Genomic DNA, 11,483 nt, shown 5'->3' with positions numbered 1-11,483 from the left:
GTTTTGGGGAAATTCATTTGTCTCTTCCCCTTTTTTTGGCGATGTTTTAATGGGGGCTTTAGGCATAAATTCATCGTCTGTCAAATTTTGCGGAATGATAAATTTTATACCGATTTCTTCTCCTGTTAAATCATATATTGTGTTCGCGATTAAATGCAGGTACCTGGATTCCAACCAATCTCTCGCAAATTCATTTGGAGCAGTAATGATGAGCAAATCACCTTGTAAAGCGTGTGCTTTTGTAGATTTTAGCCAGGTATCAAAGCTCGGTTTACTGACCTTTTTTTTAATTTCGGCAAGCACCCGATTCCACAAGTCCTCTATGTTCTCCATGGCTCTTTGGGGTCACCCTCCTTTACATCGGCTGTAAAAAATGAACAATGAATAAATATGCATTCCACATATGTTTGCACAAAAATATTTAATATAGTAGAAAAATAACTTTTCTACAAAATTCAGAGAGTGTGGAAAACTTCCTTCACAGGGCCGTTAACAACTTTCCACAATTTATCCACAACGTGTGGATAATATAATGATAAATGAAAGATATTCAGAGGTAAAACACAAATATCATATCAAAATAACCTATGTGTTGCAATGGGTTTTGAAAGTTTATCCACAAGACAACATGCTGTTGAAAAAAATATTCACATGTCGATAAATGTGTGAAAAAAATGTCGATAATTGCTGTAAAACTGTATTTTTTATAAAAAAATATCCACAATGTTGTTTGCCGATAGTACAATGGACCTTAGTTGACAATTAGGATATTCCTTTACTATAATTAGAAAGACTGTCTTTTTAGAGTTAATCCTCGGGGAGGTGTCATAGAATGAAAAGAACATATCAACCAAATAAAAGAAAACGCAGCAAAGTTCACGGATTCCGCAGCCGGATGAGCACAAAAAACGGTCGAAAGGTTTTAGCTCGGAGACGCCGTAAAGGAAGAAAAGTATTATCAGCGTAGACCACTGAAAAAAAGTCAGTGGTCTTTTTTACACAAAATGAAGTTACTTGATCTCTCGAGTAAATCGGAGAGTCGGAGTGAATGGAATGAAAAAAAGGAACCGGATAAAAAAAAATAAGGACTTTCAAAAAGTATTTCAAAAAGGAAAGTCAATGGCGAATAGACAGTTCGTTATTTATATGCTTGATCAGCCGGATATAAAAGATTTTCGGATCGGGCTGTCTGTCAGTAAAAAAATTGGCAATGCCGTGACGAGAAATAAAGTAAAACGTTTGATTCGTCAAGTATTTTTAGAAGAGAAGGACAATATCGCTAAAGGGAAGGATTATATTATTATTGCGAGGAAACCGTCTGCGCAAATGAATTATCATGAGGTAAAAAAAAGTCTTGTTCATCTTTTTATAAAAATGAACATTTATCAGACAAAAAATCATTAAGAAATCAAAAGCAATTTTACAAAAAAGATGGTAAAATACTTTTTGAATGGAAACGGATTATTTTTAATTATGATATATAGAATTTGTTAGGAGGAAGTTTTTTTGAAGAAGCGAATAGTATTATTGCTGGCTATTCTTGGACTAGCATCTGTTTTGTCCGGGTGTACGGAAATAAATGAACCGATTACAAAAGACAGTGAAGGTTTTTGGAACCAGTACATTGTTTATCCGCTTTCTTGGTTAATTACATATTTTGCGCAGCTATTTGGAAATGATTATGGTTTATCCATTATCATCGTAACCATTTTAATTCGATTAGCGATTTTGCCGTTAATGATCAAACAAATTCAAAATTCAAAGGCCATGCAGGAAATTCAGCCGGAAATTTTAAAGTTGCGTGAGAAATACAGTTCGAAAGACCAAAAAACACAGCAAAAGCTTCAACAAGAAACAATGGCTTTATTTCAAAAGCATGGTGTTAATCCTCTTGCCGGTTGTTTACCACTATTAATTCAAATGCCAATTTTAATTGGATTTTACCATGCCATTATGAGAACCCGGGAAATTGCTGAACACAGCTTTTTATGGTTCGATCTAGGTGAGAGAGATCCTTATTTTATTCTACCTCTTTTAGCAGGCATTTTGACATTTGTTCAGCAAAAATTAATGATGGCAGGAACAGAAAACATAAATCCGCAAATGCAAACAATGCTTTGGATGATGCCGATTATGATTGTCATTTTTGCGGTGTCGTTCCCAGCAGCTTTATCACTTTATTGGGTAGTCGGAAATATTTTTATGATTGTCCAAACTCTTGTGATCAAAGGTTCAGATATACGCAAAGCTTCTGAAAAGGCAGGAGGAGCTCAAAAGTGAGAGAAATAACGTCTACTGGACAGACCGTTGAGGATGCTGTGAAGAAAGCCTTAAAAGAATTAAATGTTGAGCAGGAACAAGTGGATATTCGAATTATCGATGAAGGAAAAAAAGGGCTTTTTGGGATATTTGGCCAAAAACCTGCCATTGTCCATGTGAAATTAAAGGAAACAAGCGAATTGACGGGTGCTTTGTTAAAATGGAACGAGAATACGGACCTTAATCCATTGGACGAGGCGAAAAATTTCCTTGAGCAGGTTATAAAAGAAATGGGAATTACAGCTTCCGTTGATATTAAACTTGAAGAAAAAACAGCGTATTTTAATATTAAAGGGGAAAATTTGGCAATTCTAATTGGAAAAAGAGGACAAACGTTAAATTCCTTGCAATATTTGACACAGCTTGTAGCGAATAAAACGTCAACCGATTACGTACCCATTATTTTGGATGCTGAAAATTATCGTGAAAAGCGCCGAGAGACTTTGACTCAATTGGCGGTAAAATTGGCAGATAAAGTTGTAAAAACAAATAAGGAATTTTCTTTGGAGCCCATGCCTTCTTTTGAAAGAAAAATCATTCATTCAACGTTAATGGAAGATGAAAGGGTTCAAACGTATTCAGTCGGAACAGAGCCCAATCGATATGTCGTCATCGCACCAAAATAAGTTTTTTGATGAATTGGAAAGCCAATTCATCATTTTTTTTAGCCTCCAAATAGATGTCTTTAAAAAGGAATTTTCGGTTTCTGTCAACCTCTATTAAAGACTCTTCAACTTTTTTGGTACCTCTTTGATTTTTCAAGCCCAGCAGTTTTTTAAGCTGTTTCTCCAGTTATCAAATCATTTCGTTTTTCATTATTTTGAATTACGAGACATGCAGATCTAACCCCATGGAAGATTATCTGGCTTGTTTCTTAAACGTTACGGTATTGTGAATAAGTGAAAAGTAGCGAAATATTGTTATGAACATGTGGATAAGTTAAAATAATAAATTAGATAATTTTTTTGTGGATAAACATTGTGCTTTTCTTTTTTCTAGACTATATGGTATTTTTAAACTTTGGTGAATGAAAACAACTGCCGGATTGGTTTATGATAGATCGCAACAAAAAGCGAGGTGAGACAATGGAATTTGATACAATAGCAGCAATTTCCACCCCGATGGGAGAGGGAGCCATTGCGATTGTCCGATTAAGCGGCGATGAGGCGGTGGACATTGCGGATCGCATTTTTCAAAGCCCTGCAAAGAAACAATTAAAAGATGTTCCAACCCATACGATTCATTATGGAAAAATAATTGATCCCGATACGCAAGAAATGGTTGAAGAAGTGATGGTTTCTGTCATGCGGGCGCCTAAAACATTTACAAGAGAAGATGTTGTTGAGATCAATTGCCATGGAGGTCTCGTAACAGTTAACCGCGTTTTGCAGCTAGTTCTTAAGCACGGCGCTCGTTTGGCGGAACCAGGAGAATTTACGAAGAGAGCATTTTTAAATGGAAGAATTGATTTGTCTCAAGCGGAAGCTGTGATTGATTTAATTCGGGCTAAAACCGATAAAGCAATGAATGTTGCTCTTGGGCAAATGGAAGGCCGTCTTTCAAAGCGCATCAAACGGCTGCGTCAGGAAATTCTTGAAACGCTCGCACATGTTGAAGTCAACATCGATTACCCCGAATATGATGATGTCGAAGAAATGACACATAATATGTTAATTGAAAAAGCTTCGTACGTGCGAGACGAAATTGAAAAACTGCTTTCAACTTCTAACCAAGGGAAAATATTGAGGGAAGGCTTATCAACCGTTATAATTGGGCGGCCAAACGTTGGCAAATCTTCTTTGCTCAATGGACTCGTTCATGAAAATAAAGCGATTGTAACTGATATACCAGGAACGACAAGGGATGTAATAGAAGAATATGTCAATGTGAGAGGTGTTCCTCTCCGTCTTATCGACACGGCTGGAATTCGTGAGACGGAAGACATTGTAGAAAAAATCGGTGTGGAACGATCCCGACAGGTATTGAAAGAAGCTGATTTAATTTTATTTGTGCTAAACTATAACGAAGAGCTCTCGGAAGAAGATAAAAAATTGTTTGAAGCCGTGAAGGGAACGGATTTTATTGTCATTGTCAATAAAACTGATTTGCCGAAGAAAATCGATATGGATGAAGTGCAGAAGCTTGCCAATGGGCATCCAATTGTGACCACTTCCTTAAAGGAAGATAGAGGGATCGATGAATTGGAACAACAGATCAGTTCTTTGTTTTTTAAAGGGGATCTTCAAGCAGATGATTTAACTTATGTTTCCAATACACGCCATATTGCGTTGTTATCTCAGGCCAAAAAAGCTGTTGAAGAGGCTATAGAGGGAATAGAACAAGGCGTCCCAATCGATATTGTTCAAATCGACTTAACAAGAACGTGGGAACTCCTCGGCGAAATTATTGGCGACAGTGTACATGAAAGCTTAATTGATCAGTTGTTTTCGCAATTTTGCTTAGGTAAATAGGAAAGGGTGTGAATTTGATGCGATATCAAGCCGGTGAGTATGATGTAATCGTGGTTGGCGCAGGTCATGCGGGCTGTGAGGCGGGTCTTGCGGCTGCAAGGCTTGGTGCTAAAACATTAGTAGTGACCATTAATTTGGATATGGTAGCTTTTATGCCATGTAATCCTTCAATCGGCGGGCCGGCAAAAGGAATTGTCGTCCGTGAGATTGACGCGCTTGGCGGAGAAATGGGAAAAAACATTGATAAAACATATATTCAAATGAGAATGTTAAATACAGGAAAAGGACCTGCTGTTCGTGCACTTCGGGCACAAGCCGATAAAGTTTTATATCAAAGGGAAATGAAAAAGACGCTGGAGCAGGAAGAAAATTTAACATTGCTTCAAGGAATGGTCGAAGAATTAATTGTAGAAGACGGTATATGCAAAGGGATCGTGACGCAGACAGGAGCCGAATACCGTTCGAAAACAGTTGTTTTAACAACAGGGACGTTTTTGCGTGGAAGAATCATTATCGGCGACCTTTCTTATTCAAGCGGACCAAACAATCAACAGCCGTCCATTAAGCTGTCAGAGCATTTAGAAAAGCTTGGATTCGAACTTGTTCGTTTTAAAACAGGGACACCTCCAAGAGTCAACAGTAAAACCATTGATTACAGCAAAACAGAAATTCAACCTGGAGACGAGGAGCCGCGTGCATTCTCCTACGAAACAACGAAATATATTACCGATCAGCTTCCTTGTTGGCTGACGTATACAAGCAGTGAAACTCATAAAATCATTGACGAAAATTTGCACAGATCGCCCATGTATTCTGGTATGATCAAAGGGACAGGACCTCGTTATTGTCCGTCTATTGAAGATAAAATTGTCCGTTTCCATGATAAACCGCGCCACCAAATCTTTTTGGAGCCTGAGGGCCGTAATACGGAAGAAGTCTATGTTCAAGGGCTTTCTACAAGCCTGCCGGAAGATGTACAGCGCCGTATGATATCTACCATTCCGGGGCTTGAAAATGCACAAATCATGAGAGCTGGATATGCCATTGAATATGATGCGATCGTACCAACGCAGCTATGGCCGACGCTAGAAACGAAAAAAGTGAAAAATTTATATACGGCAGGACAAATTAACGGAACTTCAGGATATGAAGAAGCAGCTGGTCAAGGAATTATGGCCGGTATTAATGCTGCTAGAAGAGCGTTGAATAAAGAAGAGATCATTCTCAGCCGTTCTGATGCTTACATCGGTGTATTAATAGACGATTTGGTGACAAAAGGAACGAACGAACCATACCGTCTTTTAACATCAAGAGCCGAATACCGTCTTCTCCTTCGCCATGACAATGCGGATTTGCGTTTGACAGAACTCGGATACAAAATCGGTTTGATTAAAAAAGAGCGGTATGAAAAGTTTTTGGCCAAAAAAGAAGCGATAGAAAATGAGAAAAAACGCCTCCGTTCCATCATTATCAAGCCGAATGAACAGACTCAAAAATTGATTGAAGAAGTCGGAGGAAGTCCGTTAAAAGACGGCATCCGTGCCTCAGACCTTTTGAAGCGTCCAGAAATAAATTATGAACATATAAAAATGCTTACCGAAAGTGAAGCTTTGCCTAAAGAAGTGGAGGAGCAGGTAGAAATTCAAATCAAATATGAAGGATATATTGAAAAATCGTTGCAGCAAGTAGAGAAATTAAAACGCATGGAAAACAAAAAAATACCAGAAGACATTGATTATGACGCTATCAATGGACTTGCAACAGAAGCGCGGCAAAAATTAAAACAGGTTCGGCCGATATCAGTTGCACAGGCTTCACGCATATCAGGCGTCAATCCGGCGGATATTTCTATTTTACTTGTTTATTTGGAACAAGGCCGTATCGCCCGCGTGTCTAATGAATAAAGAGATTTATTACAATGGAGACGAAAGGATAGAGCGATGGACAGTATTCAGTTTCAAACGTTGCTGGAGGAAAGAGGGATTTCACTTTCCTCACAAGCATTGGAACAATTTGAAGCATATTTTAAGCTCCTAACGGAATGGAATGAAAAAGTGAATTTGACGTCCATAACGGATCGGACAGAAGTGTATATCAAACATTTTTATGATTCTATTTCGGCTGCTTTTTTTTATGATTTTAACAGACCTCTTTCCGTTTGCGATGTTGGAGCGGGTGCTGGTTTTCCCGGCATTCCGCTGAAAATTTGCTTTCCTCATTTGCAGTTGACAATCGTTGACTCTTTGAAAAAACGAATTACGTTTTTAGAGCATTTAACTGCTCAACTAAATTTGGAAAATGTCTTTTTATACCACGATCGTGCGGAAACGTTCGGTCAAAAGAAAATATTTCGGGAATCTTTTGATATCGTGACAGCTAGGGCTGTAGCACGATTATCCGTACTAAGTGAACTTTGTATCCCGCTCGTGAAAGTAAATGGTGATTTTTTGGCATTGAAGGCTCAATCGGTAAAAGAAGAATTAAAAGGGGCAAATAAAGCGATCTCATTATTTGGCGGACAAGTCCAGACGATTCATTCCTTTCAATTGCCCATTGAAAAAAGTCAGCGCAATATCATTGTGATTCATAAACATCGTGCTACTCCGAAAAAGTATCCTAGGAAGCCCGGCACACCAAATAAAATGCCTATTGAGTAACTTGTTCGAAAATAATATTTTTTGTTTGTCATTTTTAGCAGGAAATTTGTCTAGAAAACGAGAAATTTAATAAATGCTGGTAGTTTCTAAAGGTGGTGTCAGCATATGAAGCATCCTTTTTCTCGATTATTTGGCTTTGGGGAAAAAGATGTGACGGACTTTGAAGAAGAAAAAGATGTAAAAGAAGAAATTTTGCATATTCCTGTTGATGAGATCGTCCCTAATCCATTTCAGCCGAGAACTGTTTTTTCTGAAGATAAAATTGATGAATTGGCGCAAACAATCCGAACTCATGGCATTATACAGCCGATTGTTGTCAGAAAAACGGATGAACGGTATGAAATTATTGCCGGGGAAAGAAGATGGAGAGCTGTCAAAAAACTTGGATGGATGGAAATTCCGGCTATAGTAAAAAATTATAATGATAAAGAAACCGCTTCAATCGCCTTAATTGAAAACTTGCAGCGGGAAGAATTATCAGCCATTGAAGAAGCAGTTGCTTATGCAAAATTAATTGAACTCCATCAGCTGACTCAAGAAGCGCTAGCTCAAAGGCTTGGAAAAGGACAATCGACGATTGCCAATAAACTACGTCTGCTGAAGCTCCCAAAAGAAGTTCAAGAGGCATTGTTAAACAAATCCATTACGGAACGTCATGCGCGAGCACTCATTCCTTTAAAAGATCATGAATTGCAAATTAAATTGTTAAACGAAATTATTGAAAAACAGTTAAATGTTAAACAAACAGAAGATCGCGTAGTTAAAATGTTAGACCAAAAAGAAGAAAAGCAAAAACCGAAAAGAAAAGCTTTCAGCAGAGATACGAGAATTGCTTTGAATACGATTCGGAAATCTTTGACTATGGTGGCTGAAACAGGAGTTAAAATAGATTCAAAAGAAGAAGAATTTGAAAACTATATACAATTAACGATCAAAATTCCAAAATAACTCTTCACACTTTTTCGTGAAGAGTTTTTTATTATAAAAAAACTTAGCAAAAAGACTTGGACAGAATGTTCGACAGCAACAAATTATTTTCCGGGAAATACGACAATATTTTATTTTTTTCGAAAAAAGGATGAATTCCTAGCATTTCCACCTACAAAAGAAAAAAGTTTGTGAAACATCCCCAAAGATATCACCTACAATTAAGCATTTTCGTGATAAAATAAAATACAATAGAACATTTGAAGTAGGAGAAAGCAGGTGACACCGTGTGTAAGATCATTTCCATAGCGAACCAAAAAGGCGGCGTTGGAAAAACAACAACTTCCGTTAACCTCGGAGCTTGCTTAGCATACACAGGAAAGCGGGTTCTATTAGTCGATATAGACCCTCAAGGTAATGCGACAAGTGGGGTTGGTATTGAAAAAGCGGATGTCGACCTTTGTGTGTATGATCTTTTAGTAGAGGATGCAGATGTAAAAAAAGTCATTAAAACAACACAGATTGAAAATCTTGATGTGATTCCAGCAACTATTCAACTTGCAGGTGCTGAAATTGAATTAGTTCCGACGATTTCCCGTGAAGTCCGATTAAAAAGAGCGCTTGAACCAGTGAAGCAGCAATATGATTACATATTAATAGATTGCCCGCCTTCGCTCGGACTTTTAACACTCAATGCGCTAACGGCTTCGGATTCGGTCATTATTCCAGTTCAATGCGAGTACTATGCTTTGGAAGGATTAAGCCAGCTGTTAAATACTATTCGGTTGGTTCAAAAACATTTGAATTCGGATTTGATGATTGAAGGTGTATTGCTGACAATGCTTGATGCGCGGACTAATTTAGGCATTCAAGTAATTGATGAGGTAAAAAAATACTTTCAAGACAAAGTGTATCAAACCATTATTCCACGAAATGTGCGGCTTAGTGAAGCACCGAGCCATGGACAGCCTATTATCCTTTATGATTCAAGATCCAAAGGAGCAGAGGTTTATTTAGAATTAGCAAAGGAAGTGGTGGCAAATGGCTAGAGGATTAGGGAAAGGAATTAATGCACTTTTTGCCAATTTAGAACTGAATAAGGAAGAAGTGGTGCAAGATATTAAAATAGGGGATTTACGTCCAAATCCTTATCAACCGCGAAAAACATTTGACCCTGGTTCGATTGAAGAGCTTAAGCAATCCATTTTGCAGCACGGAATTTTACAGCCGCTGATAGTCCGAAAGAGCATAAAAGGCTATGAAATTGTAGTCGGTGAACGCCGTTATCGAGCAGCAAAAGAAGCGAAGCTTAAGACAGTTCCGGCAGTTGTGAAAGAGTTGACAGATGAGCAAATGATGGAAATCGCTCTATTAGAAAATTTGCAAAGGGAAGATTTAACCCCGATCGAAGAGGCGAAAGCGTACCAATCGCTTTTGGAGCATTTGAACATTACACAAGAAGAATTGGCAAAACGTCTTGGCAAAAGCCGTCCGCATATTGCCAATCATTTGCGGCTCCTAAGCCTTCCACCGTTCGTCCAAACATTGATATCTGAAGGCAAGCTATCAATGGGTCATGGGAGAACATTGCTTGGCATAAAGAAAAAAGAGAAACTTGAATATTTAGTGAATAAAATTTTAAAAGAAAATTTAAATGTCCGGCAAGTAGAACAGTTAGTGCAGCAGATGAATGAAAGTGTTTCACGTGAAACAAAGAAAAAGATAGAGAAAAAAGATGCTTTTATACGTGAACAAGAATCGTTTTTACGAGAAAAATTTGGAACATCCGTTTCCATTAAGCAGCAAAAGAAGAAAGGTAAAATAGAGATTGAGTTTTTTTCGAAAGAAGATTTGGTGCGTATTTTAGAACTGTTGGATGTAAAAGTATCATCTTGATGTTGAAGAACAGCTAAAATTCAAACCCTCTTCGAAATAGCGATACGTTTGATTGTTCAGATTCCCTTATAGAATTGAAGGTATTGATCAAACTTGCTGAGATGACGTCAGCCATGCTCATAACAAGATGGAGCCTCGTATTTTGCAAAACAAAAAACTCCATAAAGCCGCTGACATTAACGATTCCGGTGATGTGCATGTCTCCGACCGCCGGAAGCGATTTATTGACAGCTGCACCTGGCTTTAAGGGACCCTCCGCTACTTGAAAAGAACCAATGTTTTGATAGAGACCTAAACAAGCATCCACAGCAATGATGAAGGGATGTTCGAACTGATTGTTTATTGTCTCAATCGTTTCTCCTAAATTGACAGCATGAACCGGAGATTTCAAAGTCCCAAATATATGAACATGAGTTAAATTTTGTTCCATTAGCTTCGTTCCGACTATCGGACCTAACGCATCTCCTGTTGAACGATCTGTTCCAATGCATAAAACGACGATGGAATCTTGATGTTCTTTTGGTATAAGACTTCCAATTTTTAGTGATAATTTAGTAACAGCATCTGTATGATGATAAAAGATTCTTTCTTTTTCTTTTTTATAAGGGAAAAAATTTGTTTTTACATTCATCGGCCATTCACCCCCTGAAATAGTATTACCAGTATACGGAATATTTAAATTTTCTATACCTAAAAATGAATAGTGTTTATACCTTCAAACGGAATTGGCTTGATGAAAGGTACAAATCAAATACAAAACTTGTTAAAATAAATCTATCATGGCGCCATCTAAGTATAGATGGCTTTTCGCTTTAACTAAAAAGATATACTGTATGTTTGCTATAAATGGAATATTTAAGGAAGGGATGATGACGGCTTAGATGGTTAACAAGGAATTTGACCTTTATGATATTGTTGAAATGAAGAAACCTCATCCTTGCGGAGAAAATCGCTGGAAAGTGATCCGAATGGGAATGGATATCCGTATTAAATGTGAAGGTTGCAGCCATAGTGTTCTCATGCCGAGAAAAGAATTTGTAAGAAAGATGAAAAAAGTCATTGAAAAACATAGTGAGAAGCAACAATGAAAGACTGCTGCCTTAAATCGGCAGTCTTTTTTTTATAGAGCTGATCGATTTGGAGGATGAAAGCTTGTCATTTTTCTTGTTCCTATCTATAATGGGTGAAGATTAGTTGATGAGATAGTGTCCGT

At 37.7% G+C, this 11,483-nt stretch carries 13 protein-coding genes; 11 read left to right on the top strand and 2 right to left on the bottom strand.

Going from position 1 to position 11,483, the window contains the following annotated elements; genetic code table 11:
* Positions 1 to 333 (bottom strand): DnaA N-terminal domain-containing protein (locus tag NSQ71_RS18415; protein ID WP_340734385.1); only part of this gene is annotated, 333 nt, incomplete at its 3' end.
* Between the two features lie 499 nt (positions 334 to 832).
* On the opposite strand from NSQ71_RS18415, the gene rpmH reads away from it, so the two are divergent.
* The 10 genes from rpmH to NSQ71_RS18365 all read left to right on the top strand — a co-directional run bounded on the left by rpmH (position 833) and on the right by NSQ71_RS18365 (position 10,270).
* On the top strand, positions 833 to 967 hold the full coding sequence (rpmH, locus tag NSQ71_RS18410) for a 50S ribosomal protein L34 (RefSeq protein WP_063387747.1): 135 nt from the start codon (positions 833 to 835) through the stop codon (positions 965 to 967).
* A gap of 86 nt (positions 968 to 1,053) precedes the next feature.
* Positions 1,054 to 1,404 carry a ribonuclease P protein component gene (rnpA, locus tag NSQ71_RS18405; RefSeq protein ID WP_063387748.1) on the top strand — a complete coding sequence of 117 codons (351 nt, stop codon included), beginning with the start codon at positions 1,054 to 1,056 and terminating at the stop codon, positions 1,402 to 1,404.
* 102 nt (positions 1,405 to 1,506) lie between these two features.
* Positions 1,507 to 2,280 (top strand): YidC family membrane integrase SpoIIIJ, encoded by a 774-nt coding sequence (gene spoIIIJ / locus NSQ71_RS18400; RefSeq protein WP_063387749.1) that lies wholly within the window; start codon positions 1,507 to 1,509, stop codon positions 2,278 to 2,280.
* A complete protein-coding gene (gene jag, locus NSQ71_RS18395; RefSeq protein ID WP_063387750.1) occupies positions 2,277 to 2,945 on the top strand; it encodes an RNA-binding cell elongation regulator Jag/EloR in 669 nt (222 codons plus the stop codon). Before spoIIIJ ends, jag begins: the two co-directional genes overlap by 4 nt.
* A 459-nt stretch (positions 2,946 to 3,404) precedes the next feature.
* Entirely contained in the window at positions 3,405 to 4,790 is a 1,386-nt protein-coding gene (gene mnmE, locus NSQ71_RS18390; protein WP_063387751.1) for a tRNA uridine-5-carboxymethylaminomethyl(34) synthesis GTPase MnmE, read from the top strand.
* A 17-nt stretch (positions 4,791 to 4,807) separates the two neighbouring features.
* A complete protein-coding gene (gene mnmG / locus NSQ71_RS18385; protein WP_063387752.1) occupies positions 4,808 to 6,694 on the top strand; it encodes a tRNA uridine-5-carboxymethylaminomethyl(34) synthesis enzyme MnmG in 1,887 nt (628 codons plus the stop codon).
* Between the two features lie 36 nt (positions 6,695 to 6,730).
* Positions 6,731 to 7,447 carry a 16S rRNA (guanine(527)-N(7))-methyltransferase RsmG gene (rsmG, locus tag NSQ71_RS18380; protein WP_063387753.1) on the top strand — a complete coding sequence of 239 codons (717 nt, stop codon included), beginning with the start codon at positions 6,731 to 6,733 and terminating at the stop codon, positions 7,445 to 7,447.
* Positions 7,448 to 7,552: 105 nt separating this feature from the next.
* On the top strand, positions 7,553 to 8,395 hold the full coding sequence (noc, locus tag NSQ71_RS18375) for a nucleoid occlusion protein (RefSeq protein ID WP_063387754.1): 843 nt from the start codon (positions 7,553 to 7,555) through the stop codon (positions 8,393 to 8,395).
* Positions 8,396 to 8,661: 266 nt separating this feature from the next.
* On the top strand, positions 8,662 to 9,423 hold the full coding sequence (locus NSQ71_RS18370) for a ParA family protein (protein ID WP_063387755.1): 762 nt from the start codon (positions 8,662 to 8,664) through the stop codon (positions 9,421 to 9,423).
* Positions 9,416 to 10,270: a ParB/RepB/Spo0J family partition protein gene (locus tag NSQ71_RS18365; protein ID WP_063387756.1), complete on the top strand. Its 855-nt coding sequence runs from the start codon at positions 9,416 to 9,418 to the stop codon at positions 10,268 to 10,270. The genes NSQ71_RS18370 and NSQ71_RS18365 overlap by 8 nt, the downstream gene beginning before the upstream one ends.
* A gap of 13 nt (positions 10,271 to 10,283) precedes the next feature.
* On the opposite strand, the gene yyaC is transcribed toward NSQ71_RS18365, so the two are convergent.
* Positions 10,284 to 10,901, bottom strand: a complete 618-nt coding sequence (yyaC, locus tag NSQ71_RS18360) for a spore protease YyaC (RefSeq protein WP_063387757.1) — start codon at positions 10,899 to 10,901, stop codon at positions 10,284 to 10,286.
* Positions 10,902 to 11,151: 250 nt separating this feature from the next.
* On the opposite strand from yyaC, the gene NSQ71_RS18355 reads away from it, so the two are divergent.
* Positions 11,152 to 11,358 (top strand): DUF951 domain-containing protein, encoded by a 207-nt coding sequence (locus NSQ71_RS18355; RefSeq protein ID WP_063387758.1) that lies wholly within the window; start codon positions 11,152 to 11,154, stop codon positions 11,356 to 11,358.
* Positions 11,359 to 11,483: the final 125 nt, after the last annotated feature.

Source organism: Aeribacillus sp. FSL M8-0235 (genome assembly GCF_038000355.1).
GTDB classification, from domain to species: Bacteria; Bacillota; Bacilli; order Bacillales; family Aeribacillaceae; genus Aeribacillus; species Aeribacillus composti.
The sequence above is the reverse complement of the archived record's forward strand: the minus strand, read 5'-3'. Positions and strand labels throughout refer to the sequence as shown.

Bases quoted from the DNA above. Each gene is read 5' to 3' on its own strand.
- rpmH (WP_063387747.1), top strand. From the start codon at position 833: ATGAAAAGAACATATCAACCAAATAAAAGAAAACGCAGCAAAGTTCAC.
- rnpA (WP_063387748.1), top strand. From the start codon at position 1,054: ATGAAAAAAAGGAACCGGATAAAAAAAAATAAGGACTTTCAAAAAGTA.
- mnmE (WP_063387751.1), top strand. From the start codon at position 3,405: ATGGAATTTGATACAATAGCAGCAATTTCCACCCCGATGGGAGAGGGA.
- mnmG (WP_063387752.1), top strand. From the start codon at position 4,808: ATGCGATATCAAGCCGGTGAGTATGATGTAATCGTGGTTGGCGCAGGT.
- rsmG (WP_063387753.1), top strand. From the start codon at position 6,731: ATGGACAGTATTCAGTTTCAAACGTTGCTGGAGGAAAGAGGGATTTCA.
- noc (WP_063387754.1), top strand. From the start codon at position 7,553: ATGAAGCATCCTTTTTCTCGATTATTTGGCTTTGGGGAAAAAGATGTG.
- NSQ71_RS18365 (WP_063387756.1), top strand. From the start codon at position 9,416: ATGGCTAGAGGATTAGGGAAAGGAATTAATGCACTTTTTGCCAATTTA.
- yyaC (WP_063387757.1), bottom strand. From the start codon at position 10,901: ATGAATGTAAAAACAAATTTTTTCCCTTATAAAAAAGAAAAAGAAAGA.
- NSQ71_RS18355 (WP_063387758.1), top strand. From the start codon at position 11,152: ATGGTTAACAAGGAATTTGACCTTTATGATATTGTTGAAATGAAGAAA.